A 14,857-nucleotide genomic window follows, 5' to 3' on the forward strand; every position below is an offset into this window, starting at 1 on the left:
CCTTGGAGCATAAAAAAACCGGGCAAGTTCAACACCTGCCCGGCTCATTCAACCATTTGCGATAAAGCGCACAGAATTATGGGCGCTCATCAACCTCTTCTTCGACCACCGGCGGAATCAGGTCATCGACCGTCAGATCGAGCCACACCAGCACCACGTTAGCGATATAGACCGAGGAGTAGGTACCCGCACTCACACCGATAAACAGCGCTACCGAGAAGCCAAACAGATTGTCGCCGGCGAACAGCAGCAACGCAGCAATTGCCAGCAAAGTGGAGATTGAGGTTGCCATGGTGCGCAGCAGGGTCTGCGTGGTGGAGATGTTGATGTTTTCGATCAATGTTGCCTTGCGCAGCACGCGGAAGTTCTCACGCACCCGATCGAATACCACAATGGTGTCATTCAGCGAGTAACCGATGATCGCCAGCAGCGCCGCCATCACCGTCAGATCGAAGGTGATCTGGAAGAACGAGAGAATGCCGAGAGTGACAATTACGTCATGGATCAGCGAGATAATCGCCCCTAAACCGAACTTCCACTGGAAGCGGAAGGCCAGGTAGAGCATCACCCCGCCCAATGCCAGCAGCAGACCAAGACCACCCTGATCGCGCAGCTCTTCACCCACCTGCGGGCCGACGAACTCGACCTTTTTCACCTCAAGCTGCTCTCCGGCTTGCCGCAACGCTGCGGCTACTTTATTACCCAGCTCAGGGTCATCGCCCTGCATGCGGACCACCACATCGGTGGTGGCACCAAAGCTCTGCACCACGGCATCGGCATAGCCAGCGCCAGCCAGCTGCTCACGGATATTACCGAGGTCTGCCGGCTGCTCGTAGCTCAGCTCGATTTGCGTACCACCGGTAAAATCCAGCCCCAGGTTCAGCCCTTTGGTAAACAGGCTAACCAGTGCCAGCAACGTCAGCAGCAGGGTGAAGGCGAACGCAATATTGCGTACCCCCATGAAGTTGATCGTACGATTCATCACAGCCCCTTAAATCCACAACTTCTTGAAGTCACGCCCGCCGCAAGTCAGGTTGACCATGCAACGCGTCACCAGAATGGCGGTAAACATCGAGGTGAGAATACCCAGCGACAGAGTCACCGCGAAGCCTTTGACCGGCCCGGTACCCATGGCGAACAGGATGCCGCCGACCAGCAGAGTGGTCAGGTTGGCGTCGACAATCGCCGAGTAAGCCCGATCAAAACCTTCATGGATGGCCCGCTGAATCGACATGCCATTGGCGATCTCTTCACGAATACGCGAGAAGATCAGCACGTTGGCGTCCACCGCCATACCCATGGTCAGCACGATACCGGCGATACCCGGCAGAGTCAGCGTGGCACTGAGCAACGACATCAGCGCCAGCAGCAGCACCATGTTAAAGCCCAGAGCAATGGTCGCCAGCACACCGAAGAAGCGGTAAATGGCGATGATAAACAGCGAAACAAACAGCATCGCCCACATCGAAGCAGTCACGCCCTTGGTGATGTTGTCAGCGCCAAGGCTCGGGCCGATGGTGCGCTCTTCTGCGAAGTACATCGGCGCCGCCAAACCACCTGCACGCAGCAACAGAGCCAGCTCAGACGACTCGCCTTGACCATCAAGACCGGTTATGCGGAACTGACTACCCAGCGGCGACTGGATGGTGGCCAGACTGATGATCTTCTTCTCTTCGACGAAGGTCTGCAGCTCGACTTCTTTCTCAACACCATCAACCACTTGGCGCACGTAGCGGGTTACCGGCTTCTGCTCGATAAAGATCACCGCCATGCTACGACCGACGTTGTTGCGGGTCGCGCGATTCATCAGGTCACCGCCGCGGCCATCCAGACGGATATTCACCTGCGGGCTGCCGTTCTCATCGAAGCTGGCCTGCGCATCGGTGACCTGGTCACCCGTGATGATCAGATCACGCTCCAGCTGGGCTGGCGGACGGCCTTCCTGACGGAACTCGAAACTTTCGGTCGCAGCCTTAGCAGCATCCGGCTCTGCGGCCAAACGAAACTCCAGGTTGGCGGTCTTGCCGAGAATACGTTTAGCTTCAGCGGTGTCCTGCACACCCGGCAGCTCAACCACAATACGGTTGGCACCCTGACGCTGCACCAACGGCTCAGCCACACCGAGCTCATTGACCCGGTTACGCACAGTAGTCAGGTTCTGCTTGATCGAGTACTCACGAATCTCGACCAACTTTGCCTGAGTTAGCGCCAGTCGCAACACCTGCTGCCCACCACGCTGCACAGTGGTCATGTCAAAATCGGTAAAGTCCTTGCGAATCAGCTGCTGCGCTTTTTCCAGCGTCGCTTCATCGGCAAAGCCAAGCTGGATGGCACCATCCAACTCAGGCAGGCTGCGATAACGCACGCGCTCTTTGCGCAGCAGGCTCTTGACCTCACCTTCGTAAACCTTGCGACGAGCATCCAGGGCCTTGTCCATGTCCACTTCCATCAGGAAGTGCACACCACCGGACAAGTCCAGACCCAGCTTCATCGGGCTGCCGCCCAGATTACGCAGCCAATCCGGGGTGGTTTGCGCCAGGTTGAGCGCCACGACGAACTCATCGCTCAACGCTTTACGTACCAACTCTTTGGCAGGTAATTGGTCTTCAGCGCTGTTCAAGCGCAGCAAACCGGCACGCCCCTGATTGGCCAGACTGGCGGCTTTTACACTGATACCGGCCGCTTCCAGCGCGCGACTGGCGCGATCCAGATCAGCCTGCTCGACGCGCATGGCGGAGCTGTTGCCACTGATCTGGATCGCCGGATCATCCGGGTACAGATTGGGCGCGGAATAGAGAAAACCGATTGCCAGCACAGCCAGAATCAGCAGGTACTTCCAGATGGGAAACTTGTTGAGCATGACGCCGCCCGTTATGACGCGGGGCGCATTAAGCGCCCCGTCGAATGGTAAAGGTGTATGGCTTAGATCGCTTTCAGCGTGCCTTTAGGCAGCGAAGCGGCAATCGCCACTTTCTGAATCTTCAGCTCGACGGTGTCCGATACCTCGATTACTACGAAGTCATCGGAAACCTTCGACACCTTGCCGGCGATACCACCGCTGGTTACCACTTCATCACCTTTCTGCAGGCCGCTGATCAGACCTTTGTGCTCTTTGGCACGCTTGGCCTGTGGGCGCCAGATCATCAGATAGAAGATAACCAGAAAGCCGAGCAGAAACACCCATTCAAAGCCACTACCAGCAGGACCGGCAGCCGGTGCGGCGCCTTCAGCGAAAGCAGCGGGGATAAAAAAGCTCATGTAACACTCCTGTTGCAAGGGTCTTTAAAAGGTTGGGAATCAATCCAGAGGCGGCGTTGGCAGCCCGCGCTTGGCATAGAAGGCATCGACAAAGGCGGCCAATGTACCCTGTTGAATAGCCTCACGCAAACCAGCCATAAGCACCTGATAATGCCGTAAGTTGTGGATTGTATTGAGCATGCTACCGAGCATTTCGCCACATTTATCCAGATGATGCAGATAGGCACGGGAGAAATGTTTGCAGGTGTAACAGTCGCAGGTTGGGTCCAGCGGCGAATCGTCGTGCTTATGAAAGGCATTGCGGATTTTCAGCACGCCAGTGTCGACAAACAGGTGGCCGTTGCGCGCATTGCGGGTCGGCATCACGCAGTCGAACATGTCCACACCGCGGCGCACGCCTTCCACCAAGTCTTCTGGTTTGCCCACGCCCATCAGGTAGCGCGGCTTGTCGGCTGGCAATTGCGGCGGCAAGTAATCCAGCACCTTGATCATCTCGTCTTTCGGCTCGCCGACCGACAGACCACCAATGGCATAACCGTCAAAACCGATCTGCTCTAGGCCATCCAGAGAGACTTTGCGCAATTCCTCGTGCATGCCGCCCTGAACGATGCCAAACAGCGCCGCCGTGCTGTCGCCATGCGCCTCTTTCGAACGCTTGGCCCAGCGCAGCGACAACTCCATCGAACGCTTGGCCACATCGAACTCGGCCGGATAGGGTGTGCACTCGTCGAAAATCATCACGATGTCCGAACCCAGGTCGCGCTGCACCTGCATCGACTCTTCCGGCCCCATAAACACCTTGGCGCCATCGACCGGCGAAGCGAAGTACACGCCTTCCTCCTTGATCTTGCGCATGGCGCCGAGGCTGAACACCTGGAAGCCGCCGGAGTCGGTAAGGATCGGCCCCTGCCACTGCATAAAGTCATGCAGATCGCCGTGCTTCTTGATCACTTCCGTGCCAGGACGCAACCACAAGTGAAAGGTGTTGCCGAGGATGATCTGCGCACCAATCGCCTCGATATCACGCGGCAGCATGCCCTTGACCGTGCCGTAGGTGCCTACCGGCATAAACGCCGGGGTTTCCACCACGCCACGGGGGAAGGTCAGCCGACCACGGCGCGCCTTGCCCTCAGTCGCCAACAATTCGAAAGACATGCGGCACGTGCGCGTCATAGCTGCTCCCCTGGCCCGCGCGGTGCGGGGTTGCGGGTGATGAACATGGCATCACCGTAACTGAAAAAACGGTATTCACCGGCAATCGCCGCCTGATAGGCCGCCATGGTTTCCGGGTAACCGGCAAACGCCGACACCAGCATCAGCAGGGTCGATTCCGGCAAATGGAAGTTGGTCACCAGCGCGTCGACCACATGCAGCGGCCGGCCTGGGTAGATAAAGATATCGGTGTCGCCACTGAACGCCTTGAGCACACCATCCCGCGCAGCGCTTTCCAGCGAACGCACGCTGGTGGTGCCGACGGCAATCACTCGCCCACCCCGGGCGCGACAAGCGGCCACGGCGTCGACCACATCCTGACTGACCTCAAGCCACTCGCTGTGCATGTGATGATCTTCGATGCGCTCAACGCGCACCGGCTGAAAGGTGCCCGCACCGACGTGGAGGGTCACGAACGCCTGCTCAACACCCTTCTCGGCAATTGCCGCGAGTAGCTGCTGATCAAAATGCAGCCCGGCGGTCGGCGCCGCTACAGCGCCGGCTCGGTCTGCATACACCGTCTGGTAGCGCTCGCGATCCGCCTGCTCATCCGGCCGATCAATATAGGGTGGCAGCGGCATATGCCCGACCCGCTCGAGCAGCGGCAGCACGTCTTCAGCAAAACGCAGCTCGAACAGCGCATCGTGTCGCGCGACCATTTCGGCTTCGCCACCGCCGTCGATCAGGATGATCGAACCCGGCTTGGGTGATTTGCTCGAACGCACATGGGCCAGCACGCGCTGACTGTCCAACACCCGTTCAACCAAAATTTCCAGTTTGCCGCCGGAGGCCTTCTGGCCAAACAGCCGCGCTGGAATCACCCGAGTGTTGTTGAACACCATCAGATCGCCAGGACGCAGGTAATCCAGCAGGTCACTGAATTGTTTATGCGCCAGCTCACCCGTCGGCCCATCAAGCACCAGCAAGCGGCTGGCACGGCGTTCGGCGAGGGGGTGGCGGGCAATCAGAGCGTCAGGCAGCTCGAAATTGAAGTCGGCAACACGCATGGTCAGGAAGAGGTCGTCTAGCAGGGCGGCAGAGCTTACCGGAAATAGTGCATTCTGACCACGCAAGTGGATTGACCAACCCCAACACCATCCCTATACTGCGCCGCCATTGTGCCCCGGTGGCGGAACCGGTAGACGCGGCGGATTCAAAATCCGTTTTCGAAAGAAGTGGGAGTTCGAGTCTCCCCCGGGGCACCATAGATTCGAAGAAAGGCCTTGAGATTCAAGGCCTTTTTTATTGCCTACGAAAAAGCCGGGCGCATGCAGATGCGACCTCTTTCTCACGCGCAAACGCGCCATAAAGGCACACTCAATGCGCCGCAGAAAACACCCGAACCCCAGCAATTACATGCCCTGCACGGGCTTGGCATTTGCCGGGAAGTTGGCGTAAAGTCTGCCCTACTGTGTTTGCATGGGTCGCCGAAAATCGTGACCTGGTGCAGTAGATCATCCAGATCCGCTACATCCCGCTCTACGTCGCCTGCCACCTTGCAACCAGTATTCAGCCCCTCATGTCGAGTAGCGGCTGTCATCAACTCAAGGTTCAAGGAAATACATCATGTCGAATCGTCAGAACGGTACCGTGAAGTGGTTTAACGACGAGAAAGGTTTTGGCTTTATCACGCCAGAAAGCGGTCCGGATCTGTTCGTGCACTTCCGCGCGATCCAAGGCAACGGCTTTAAGAGCCTGAAAGAAGGTCAGAAAGTCAGCTTTATCGCGGTGCAAGGCCAGAAAGGCATGCAGGCTGACGAAGTGCAAATCCAGGAATAATCCTGCCGTATTGAAGAACCCCTGATGGCAACATCAGGGGTTTTTTGTGCCTTGCCATCCATGACGACCATCCTTGGGAGCCGTCGCAGGGCAATGCTAAAAATGATTACCGATCATTTTTTATGGCCGACCACCCCCACGGATGCCTTATTGTTGCCGCCATTCCGCCAGCCGAATAACTAAAGAGCCGACCATGACGAAACACCTGCTGCGCCCGCAGGGTGAATTCCCCACCGCGGGGCTAATCCGCCGCCTCGCCGCGATGTTTTATGACTTCCTGCTGTGTATCGCCCTGCTGATCGTCGTGACCTTTATCTACAAACTGATCCTGATGGGTTTCTACGGCGAGGCGCAGCTAAAGCAGATGTCCGACGCTGGCGCCTTGGATGGCGACCCGCTGCTCTCGACCGTGCTGTTTCTCAGCCTGTTTGGCTTCTTCGCCAAGTTCTGGACGCATAACGGCCAGACATTGGGCATGCAGGTGTGGGGCCTGCGCATTCAGAATCCCGACGGTACTGCCATCAGCCTATGGCAGGCATTGCTGCGTTTTCTGGTTGCCATCGGCTCCTGGCTACTGCTGGGCCTGGGGTTTCTGTGGGTGCTTTGGGATAAAGAAAAGCGCAGCTGGCATGACATCTACTCGGACAGCCAAGTGATTCAGCTGCCGAAGAACATCCACAAGAAGTAACTCGTAGGTACAAAAAAGCCGGCGTACACACTGAGTGCACGCCGGCTTTTTTACGCCTGAATCAACCGGCGCGGCGCAGCAACCAGACGCCGGCCAGCGCGCAGATACCGGCTGGAATCAACACCGCCAGCAGCGGCGAGAAGCCGAACACCAAGCTCGATGGGCCGAGCAAGTCCTGACTGATCTTGAACACAAAACCCACCAGCACCCCGGTAAACACCCGCTGCCCCAAAGTCACAGAACGCAGCGGGCCGAAGATAAAGGAAATCGCCATCAACACCAGCGCAGCGGTTACCAGCGGCTGCAGCACCTTGGTCCAGAACGACAACCAGTACTGACTGTTATTCAGCCCCTGCTCGGCCAGGTAGTGGATATAGTTCCACAACCCAGTCATCGACAGGGCATCAGGTGCAAGGACCACGGTGCCAAGCAGCTGCGGCGTCAACTCGACATCCCAGCGCTCATTGTCCTGCTTGATGACCTCACTGCTGCGCTCACGGAAGTGCGTGGTTGCAACATCTTCCAGCTGCCAGTGATCACCCTGGTACTGCGCACGTCGAGCGAAGCTGGATGACTGCATACGCTTGTGGTCGTCGAAGAAGTAGCGAGTCACCCCGAGCAGCACGCCATTGGGCTGCACGGCGTTGATGTGCACATATTCCTGCCCCTGGCGATGCCACAGGCCACGCTTGGCGCTCTGCGCTTCGCCGCCGCCTTGGGCCATGGCGCGACTGGCCTGAGCCTGATTTTCGCTGTAAGGCGCCAGGTACTCGCCAATCAGCACGCCGACCAGCATCAGCACCAGCATCGGTTTCATCACCGCCCAGACAATCCGCCCGATCGATACACCCGCCGCACGCATGATGGTCAGCTCGCTGTTACTGGCCAGCGAGCCCAACCCGATCAAACAGCCAATCAAGGCGGCCATCGGCAACATTTCATAAATTCGCCGCGGTGCCGTCAGCAGCACATACCCCAGGGCATCCAGCAGGCCGTAGTTGCCTTCGACATCCCCAAGCTCATCGATAAAGGCAAACAGCAGTGCCAGACCGACGATGATGCCTAACACAGCAAGAATGGCGACAAACACCTGTGCGCCGATGTAGCGATCCAACTTAACCACGGGCCACCTCCAACGCCACACGACGAGCCGCCCAGCGCAAGCGCAACGGCTCCCAATACAGCAACAGCAGCCCGATCAATGCGAACAGCCCATGCACCCACCACAAGCCCAGGCCTGCGGGGATCTTTTCTTTATCCAAAGCACCGCGCGCGCCAATCAGCAGCGCCAGGTAAGCCATGTACAGCAGAATGGCCGGCAACAGCTTGAGAAAGCGCCCCTGCCGTGGATTGACCCGCGACAGAGGCACAGCCAGCAGAGTGACGACAAAGACCAGTACTGGAATCGACAAACGCCACTGCAGCTCAGACTGCATACGCGGCTTGTCACTGCCAATTAGCTCGCGCGTAGGCATGGCCTCGCGGTCGGTGATTTCCACTGCCACTTCCGGCTTGGGCAATAGCACGCCGTAGGTTTCGTACTGGATGGCGCGGTAGTCCGCCTGGCCTGGGTTACCGTCATAGCGGTAGCCATTTTCCAGAATCAGATAGCGACTGCCGTCCGCTTGAATCTCCTGGCGGCCGGATTCAGCCACCAGCACGGAGATACCACGCTCCTTGTCACCACTGCTGGACAGCTGCTTCTCGGAGATAAACACCCCAGCCAGCGAGCCGCGGTCCTCGGATAACTCCTCGGTGTAGGTCACCCGCGAACCATTCTTCATCGACTGAAAACGCCCAGGCTCCAGGGTATCCAGCTCCGTCATGGCGCTCTGCTGGTTCAAAATCCGCGCCACATGCTCAATGCCTTGCGGTGCCAGCCCCAGGCTCAGCCAGCCGGCCAGCAGCGCCACCAGGGTTGCGGGTGCCAGGCTGTAGGCAAACAAGCGTTGCTGGCTCATGCCGGTGGCCGACAACACGGTCATCTCGCTGTCGAGGTACATGCGGCCATACGCCAGCAGGAAGCCGAGAAACAACGCTAGCGGCAGGATCAGCTGCAAAAAACCAGGAATGCGGTACGCCATGATCAGCAGCAGCACACCGGGATCGAGAAGCCCTTGCGCTGCCTGAGCCAGGTAACGGATAAAACGGCCACTCATAATGATGACCAACAGCACCGCGCTCACGGCACTCAAGGTCAGCAACACTTCACGGGACAGATAACGGAAGACGATCAAACCAGACACTCCAGGGTTGTCAGGCTCAGGCGGCTAAGATCAAACTAGCCGCACTGCTTGCCGGCTCGCCCAACTGGCGAACCATCGAAAAATAGCCGGCATTATCCTGCAATACCGACGCCTTGTCTTGGGGACACCACGTAATGGAATTTATTGTTAAAAGCGCACGCCCAGAAACACTAAAAACCGCCACCCTGGTTATCCCTGTTGGTGAGGGCAAAAAACTCGGCGAAACCGCCAAGGCTATCGACACCGCCAGTGCCGGAGCGATCAGTGCTCTGCTCAAGCGCGGCGACCTGGCCGGCAAGGTCGGCCAGACCCTGCTGGTGCACAACCTGCCAAACCTCAAAGCAGAACGCGTGCTGCTGGTCGGCACCGGTAAAGACAGCGAACTGTCTGACCGCCAACTGCGTAAATTGATCACTAGCGTTTACAGCAGCCTGAAAAACCTCGGCGGCAGCGACGCAGTACTCGCGCTCGACGAGCTGCAGGTCAAGGGCCGCGAAGCCTATGGCAAAACCCGCCTGATGGTGGAAAGCCTGGCCGACGCCGGCTACTGCTTCGACCGCTTCAAGAGCCAGAAAGCCGAAGCCGGCGCGCTAAAGAAGCTCACCCTGCTCACCGACAAAACCAACCTGGCCGACGCCGAGCGCGCCAGCACGCACGCCCAGGCGATTGCCGCCGGCATGGCCTTTACCAAAGACCTCGGCAACCTGCCGCCGAATCTCTGCCACCCGAGCTATCTCGCCGAAGAAGCCAAAAACCTGGGCAAGGCCTACAAAAACCTCAAGGTCGAAATCCTTGATGAGAAAAAGCTCAAGGAGCTCGGCGCCGGCGCCTTCCTCGCCGTGGCCCAGGGCAGCGACCAACCGCCACGGATGATCGTGCTCAACTATCAGGGCGGCAAAAAGAACGAGAAGCCCTACGCCCTAGTTGGCAAAGGCATCACCTTCGACACCGGCGGCATCAGCATCAAGCCAGCTGCCGGCATGGATGAGATGAAGTACGACATGTGCGGCGCCGCCAGCGTGTTCGGCACCCTCAAGGCCGTTCTGGAGCTGCAACTGCCGATCAACCTGGTGTGCCTGCTGGCCTGCGCCGAGAACATGCCGAGCGGCGGCGCCACGCGTCCCGGCGATATCGTCACCACCATGAGCGGGCAGACCGTGGAAATCCTCAACACCGACGCCGAAGGCCGTCTGGTGCTGTGTGACACCCTGACTTACGCCGAGCGCTTCAAGCCGCAAGCAGTCATCGACATCGCTACCCTTACCGGCGCCTGCATCGTCGCCCTGGGCAGCAATGTCTCCGGACTGATGGGCAACAACGACGAACTGGTGCAGCAGATTCTCGGCGCCGGCCTGAGCGCCGACGACCGCGCCTGGCAGCTGCCGCTGTATGACGAGTATCAGGAGCAGCTGGACAGCCCGTTTGCCGACATCGCCAATATTGGCGGGCCGAAAGCCGGCACCATCACCGCTGGCTGCTTCCTCTCGCGCTTTGCCAAGAACTACCACTGGGCGCACCTGGATATCGCCGGCACCGCCTGGATCAGTGGTGGCAAGGACAAAGGTGCGACCGGTCGTCCGGTGCCGATGCTGACGCAGTACCTGCTGGATCGCAGCAACGCCTGAGAACCTGTATCGGATCTGCTGCGCGTCGGCGATACGGCGTTAAAAATGGCCTCGGAATGCTCATTTACAGCTCGTAAACTCCGCTTCCTCGGCCATTATTGCCTTGTCTCGCTCTAGCTCGCGAGATCCGAAACAGGTTCTACGTTCCAGGCGCATTAGTAGGGGCGGTGTTAACCGCGATTGACTGGTAAGCTGCGCGCCTGTCAGCAAGCCGCTCCTGCAACTAACGCCAAACCGTGCCGTCATGCCCCGAATAGAATTCTATGTACTGTCTACTGCCGTGCCGGCCGAGCGCCTGCGCGCAGCCTGCCAGCTGGCGATGAAAGCCTGGCGCGCCGGCCTGCCGGTGTTTCTGCGCGGCAGCAATGCGCAGCAATGCAGCGAGGTGGATGAACTGTTATGGCGTTTCAAAGCGGAAAGCTTTGTGCCACACAGCCGCTACCAGGATGACGCGCACGCACCGGTGGTGATTGGCCAGGACGAAGAACCCAGCAGTACTCAGGGCGTGCTGATCAACCTCGGCAGCACCCTTTCACCCCGGGTCGAGCGCTTTAGCCGGGTGATTGAAATCGTCAACCAGGAACCCGACCTGCTGACCGCCTGCCGGGAGAATTTCCGCAGCTACCGGCAGCGCGGGTATGATCCCAAACGAGTCGAACTCTAGTTGCACAGTATGGACACCCCAAAACCGCCGCAAAAACCCGCCCAACTGCTGAACGACCTGGAGTCGATCCGCCAACTGCTGGGCGATGAAAACCTCGAACCACCGCTGCTGGTCGACTCGCTCGACCCGGACAGCATCCCCCTGCTCTCCGAAATCGTCACGCCACCGCCCGTGGCTGCAGCTGTTGCACCTATTGCTCCAGCCGTGCCAACCCTGCGTGAAACCGTCAACCAGAGCGTCAGTCGCGACAGCGAGATGAACCGCCTGGATAGCGAACTGCGCGCTGCAGCTCAGTTGATCCTGCAGGATGTGATCGACGATTTCGTGCCGCAGATCGAGGCCGAGCTGAAACGCCGTCTGGATGCGCGCCTGACCCGACTGCTTCCGCCGCGTCGTCCGTAACCACACGCACGCCCACCAGTCAGCCATACCACGCGCGCCCTTACGTCATATAGGCCATCCCCGCTATACTTGCCGGCTTTTCCGTCTAGCCGTCATAAGGGTCCCGCCGCGCATGGACAAGACCTACCAGCCGCACGCCATTGAAACCGCCCTGTACCAGAACTGGGAGGCGAATAACTATTTCGCCCCGCAGGGTTCGGGCGAGCCCTACACCATCATGATCCCGCCGCCGAACGTCACCGGCAGCCTGCACATGGGCCATGGTTTCAACAACTCGATCATGGATGCGCTGATCCGTTTCCGCCGCATGCAGGGCCGCAACACCCTGTGGCAGCCGGGCACCGACCACGCCGGTATCGCCACCCAGATGGTTGTAGAGCGCCAGCTGGCCGCCGATGGCATTGACCGTCACGACCTGGGCCGCGAGAAGTTCCTGGAGAAAGTCTGGGAGTGGAAAGAGCAGTCCGGTGGCACCATCACCCGGCAGATCCGTCGCCTGGGCAGCTCGGTGGACTGGTCCCGCGAGCGCTTCACCATGGACGACGGCTTGTCCGAGTCGGTTAAAGAAGCCTTTGTCCGTCTGCACAAAGACGGCTTGATCTACCGCGGCAAGCGCCTGGTCAACTGGGACACCAAGTTCCACACCGCCATCTCCGACCTCGAAGTGGAAAACCACGACGAGAAAGGCAGCCTGTGGAACCTTCGCTACCCGCTGGCTGACGGCAACAAGACCGCCGACGGCAAGAATTACCTGATCGTCGCCACCACGCGCCCGGAAACCATGCTCGGCGACAGCGCCGTGGCAGTGCACCCAGAAGACGAGCGCTATAAAGCCCTGATCGGCACCTTCGTCGAGCTGCCGCTGGTTGGCCGTCGTATCCCGATCATCGCCGACGACTACTGCGACCCCGAGTTCGGCACCGGCTGCGTAAAGATCACCCCGGCCCACGACTTCAACGACTATGAAGTCGGCAAGCGCCACAACCTGCCGCTGCTCAACATCTTCGACAAGAACGCCGCCGTGCTCGCACAGGTCCAGGCGTTCAATGTCGATGGCAGCGTCAACAGCCAGATCGATTGCAGCCTGCCGGCCGCATACGCCGGCCTGGATCGTTTCGAGGCGCGCAAGCAGATTGTTGCCGCCTTCGAGGCCGCCGGCCTGCTGGAAAGCATCGACGCTCACGCCCTGAAAGTGCCTAAAGGCGACCGTTCCGGCACCATCATCGAGCCGTGGCTGACCGACCAGTGGTACGTCAGCACCAAGCCGCTGGCCGAAAAAGCCATCGCAGTGGTCGAGAGCGGTGAAATCCAGTTCGTACCCAAGCAGTACGAAAACATGTACTTCAGCTGGATGCGTGATATCCAGGACTGGTGCATCAGCCGTCAGCTCTGGTGGGGCCACCGTATTCCGGCTTGGTACGACGATGCCGGCAACGTCTACGTCGGCCGCGACGAGGCGGAAGTACGCGCCACGCACAACCTCGGCGACGCCAACCTGCGCCAGGACGAAGACGTCCTCGACACCTGGTTCAGCTCCGGCCTATGGACCTTCTCCACCCTCGGCTGGCCGCAGCAGACCGAAGAATTGAAGACCTTCCACCCCACGGACGTGCTGGTGACCGGCTTCGACATCATCTTCTTCTGGGTCGCCCGGATGATCATGCTGTCCACCCACCTGACCGAGCAGATTCCGTTCAAGACCGTGTACGTACACGGCCTGGTGCGCGACGGCCAGGGCCAGAAGATGTCCAAGTCCAAGGGCAACGTGCTCGACCCGCTGGATATCGTCGATGGCATTACCCTGGATGAGCTGCTGGAGAAACGCACCAGCGGCATGATGCAGCCCAAGCTGGCCGAGAAGATCGCCAAGCAGACCCGCGCCGAGTTCCCCGAGGGCATCGCCGCCTACGGCACCGACGCCCTGCGCTTTACCAACCTGGCGCTGGCCTCCACCGGTCGCGATATCAAGTTCGACATGGGCCGCGTCGAGGGTTACCGCAACTTCTGCAACAAGATCTGGAACGCCGCCAACTTCGTGCTGGAAAACACCGACGGCCAGGACACCGGCGTCAACGGTGAGCCGGTCGAGCTGTCCTCGGTGGACCGCTGGATCATCTCGTCGCTGCAGCGCACCGAAGCCGAAGTCACCCGCCAGCTCGACGCCTTCCGCTTCGACCTGGCCGCGCAAGCGCTCTACGAGTTTATCTGGGACGAGTACTGCGCCTGGTACCTGGAGCTGGTCAAGCCGGTGCTGTGGGACGAAGCCGCACCGATCGAACGTCAGCGCGGCACCCGCCGTACGTTGATTCGCGTGCTTGAAGTGGCGCTGCGTCTGGCCCATCCGTTTATGCCGTTTATCACCGAAGAAATCTGGCAACGGATCAAGGCCCAGGCTGGCGTCAGTGGTGAAACCATCATGCTGCAGGCCTGGCCGGTGGCCAATGAAAGCCGCATCGATGCCGCCGCCGAAGGCGATATCGAGTGGGTCAAGCAGCTGATGCTCGGCCTGCGGCAGATCCGTGGCGAGATGAAAATCTCCATGGCCAAACGCATCGATATCATCCTGCAGAACGCCAGCGCGGAAGACCTACGTCGTCTGGCCGACAACGCGCCGCTGCTGAATAAGCTGGCCAAGCTGGAGTCGGTACGCGTGCTGGAAGCGGGCGAAGAAGCGCCGATGTCCGCCACCGCCCTGGTTGGCGATATGCAGGTGTTGGTGCCGATGGCCGGGCTGATCGATAAGGACGCCGAACTGGCGCGCCTGGATAAAGAGATCGCCCGTCTCTCCGGTGAAGTGCAGCGCGTCGGCGGCAAGCTGAGCAACGAAGGCTTCGTCGCCAAGGCGCCGGCCGAAGTGCTCGATAAAGAGCGCGCCAAGCTGGCCGAAGCTGAGCAAGCCCTGAGCAAGATGGTTGAGCAGCGCGGCAAGATCGCCGCACTCTGATCCTCTGGCAACACCCGCAGCCCGCGCCCTTAACGGCGC

Annotated in this window: 13 protein-coding genes and 1 tRNA gene; 7 read left to right on the top strand and 7 right to left on the bottom strand. The window is 59.5% G+C overall.

Going from position 1 to position 14,857, the window contains the following annotated elements:
* Positions 1–76: 76 nt before the first annotated feature.
* The 5 genes from secF to queA form a co-directional block, all read right to left on the bottom strand.
* Entirely contained in the window at positions 77–982 is a 906-nt protein-coding gene (gene secF, locus HCI85_RS03815) for a protein translocase subunit SecF (protein ID WP_167142098.1), read from the bottom strand.
* A gap of 9 nt (positions 983–991) precedes the next feature.
* Complete coding sequence (secD, locus tag HCI85_RS03820) at positions 992–2,860, bottom strand: protein translocase subunit SecD (RefSeq protein ID WP_167142102.1); 1,869 nt, start codon at positions 2,858–2,860, stop codon at positions 992–994.
* A 62-nt stretch (positions 2,861–2,922) separates the two neighbouring features.
* The gene (gene yajC / locus HCI85_RS03825; protein ID WP_167142106.1) at positions 2,923–3,258 is read right to left on the bottom strand and encodes a preprotein translocase subunit YajC; all 336 of its coding nucleotides are present in this window, start codon (positions 3,256–3,258) and stop codon (positions 2,923–2,925) included.
* Between the two features lie 39 nt (positions 3,259–3,297).
* A complete protein-coding gene (tgt, locus tag HCI85_RS03830; protein ID WP_167142112.1) occupies positions 3,298–4,413 on the bottom strand; it encodes a tRNA guanosine(34) transglycosylase Tgt in 1,116 nt (371 codons plus the stop codon).
* A gap of 14 nt (positions 4,414–4,427) precedes the next feature.
* On the bottom strand, positions 4,428–5,477 hold the full coding sequence (queA, locus tag HCI85_RS03835) for a tRNA preQ1(34) S-adenosylmethionine ribosyltransferase-isomerase QueA (RefSeq protein ID WP_090251192.1): 1,050 nt from the start codon (positions 5,475–5,477) through the stop codon (positions 4,428–4,430).
* A gap of 113 nt (positions 5,478–5,590) precedes the next feature.
* Between queA and HCI85_RS03840 the strand changes: the two genes are divergently transcribed.
* From HCI85_RS03840 to HCI85_RS03850, 3 genes are all read left to right on the top strand, one after another.
* Positions 5,591–5,675, top strand: a tRNA-Leu gene (locus tag HCI85_RS03840).
* 361 nt (positions 5,676–6,036) lie between these two features.
* Positions 6,037–6,249 (top strand): cold-shock protein, encoded by a 213-nt coding sequence (locus HCI85_RS03845; RefSeq protein ID WP_090248782.1) that lies wholly within the window; start codon positions 6,037–6,039, stop codon positions 6,247–6,249.
* Positions 6,250–6,442: 193 nt separating this feature from the next.
* Entirely contained in the window at positions 6,443–6,937 is a 495-nt protein-coding gene (locus HCI85_RS03850) for an RDD family protein (RefSeq protein ID WP_167142115.1), read from the top strand.
* 61 nt (positions 6,938–6,998) lie between these two features.
* Here HCI85_RS03850 and lptG read toward each other — a convergent pair whose 3' ends face one another.
* Together lptG and lptF are read right to left on the bottom strand one after the other, a co-directional pair.
* Positions 6,999–8,060, bottom strand: coding sequence for an LPS export ABC transporter permease LptG (lptG, locus tag HCI85_RS03855; RefSeq protein WP_167142118.1), 1,062 nt, complete (start codon positions 8,058–8,060; stop codon positions 6,999–7,001).
* Positions 8,053–9,174: an LPS export ABC transporter permease LptF gene (lptF, locus tag HCI85_RS03860; RefSeq protein ID WP_167142121.1), complete on the bottom strand. Its 1,122-nt coding sequence runs from the start codon at positions 9,172–9,174 to the stop codon at positions 8,053–8,055. The genes lptG and lptF overlap by 8 nt, the downstream gene beginning before the upstream one ends.
* 143 nt (positions 9,175–9,317) lie before the next feature.
* On the opposite strand from lptF, the gene HCI85_RS03865 reads away from it, so the two are divergent.
* From HCI85_RS03865 to HCI85_RS03880, 4 genes are all read left to right on the top strand, one after another.
* Positions 9,318–10,808: a leucyl aminopeptidase gene (locus HCI85_RS03865; RefSeq protein ID WP_167142124.1), complete on the top strand. Its 1,491-nt coding sequence runs from the start codon at positions 9,318–9,320 to the stop codon at positions 10,806–10,808.
* Positions 10,809–11,052: 244 nt separating this feature from the next.
* Positions 11,053–11,472, top strand: coding sequence for a DNA polymerase III subunit chi (locus tag HCI85_RS03870; RefSeq protein WP_167142127.1), 420 nt, complete (start codon positions 11,053–11,055; stop codon positions 11,470–11,472).
* A gap of 9 nt (positions 11,473–11,481) precedes the next feature.
* Positions 11,482–11,874 (top strand): DNA polymerase III subunit chi, encoded by a 393-nt coding sequence (locus tag HCI85_RS03875; RefSeq protein ID WP_167142131.1) that lies wholly within the window; start codon positions 11,482–11,484, stop codon positions 11,872–11,874.
* 112 nt (positions 11,875–11,986) lie between these two features.
* Positions 11,987–14,818 carry a valine--tRNA ligase gene (locus HCI85_RS03880; RefSeq protein WP_167142135.1) on the top strand — a complete coding sequence of 944 codons (2,832 nt, stop codon included), beginning with the start codon at positions 11,987–11,989 and terminating at the stop codon, positions 14,816–14,818.
* Positions 14,819–14,857 lie beyond the last annotated feature (39 nt).

Source organism: Pseudomonas sp. OTU750018, from assembly GCF_011636575.1.
Lineage (GTDB): Bacteria > Pseudomonadota > Gammaproteobacteria > Pseudomonadales > Pseudomonadaceae > Aquipseudomonas > Aquipseudomonas peli.

Bases quoted from the DNA above. Each gene is read 5' to 3' on its own strand.
- HCI85_RS03870 (WP_167142127.1), top strand. From the start codon at position 11,053: ATGCCCCGAATAGAATTCTATGTACTGTCTACTGCCGTGCCGGCCGAG.
- secF (WP_167142098.1), bottom strand. From the start codon at position 982: ATGAATCGTACGATCAACTTCATGGGGGTACGCAATATTGCGTTCGCC.
- HCI85_RS03845 (WP_090248782.1), top strand. From the start codon at position 6,037: ATGTCGAATCGTCAGAACGGTACCGTGAAGTGGTTTAACGACGAGAAA.
- HCI85_RS03875 (WP_167142131.1), top strand. From the start codon at position 11,482: ATGGACACCCCAAAACCGCCGCAAAAACCCGCCCAACTGCTGAACGAC.
- queA (WP_090251192.1), bottom strand. From the start codon at position 5,477: ATGCGTGTTGCCGACTTCAATTTCGAGCTGCCTGACGCTCTGATTGCC.
- secD (WP_167142102.1), bottom strand. From the start codon at position 2,860: ATGCTCAACAAGTTTCCCATCTGGAAGTACCTGCTGATTCTGGCTGTG.
- yajC (WP_167142106.1), bottom strand. From the start codon at position 3,258: ATGAGCTTTTTTATCCCCGCTGCTTTCGCTGAAGGCGCCGCACCGGCT.
- HCI85_RS03850 (WP_167142115.1), top strand. From the start codon at position 6,443: ATGACGAAACACCTGCTGCGCCCGCAGGGTGAATTCCCCACCGCGGGG.
- HCI85_RS03865 (WP_167142124.1), top strand. From the start codon at position 9,318: ATGGAATTTATTGTTAAAAGCGCACGCCCAGAAACACTAAAAACCGCC.
- HCI85_RS03880 (WP_167142135.1), top strand. From the start codon at position 11,987: ATGGACAAGACCTACCAGCCGCACGCCATTGAAACCGCCCTGTACCAG.
- tgt (WP_167142112.1), bottom strand. From the start codon at position 4,413: ATGTCTTTCGAATTGTTGGCGACTGAGGGCAAGGCGCGCCGTGGTCGG.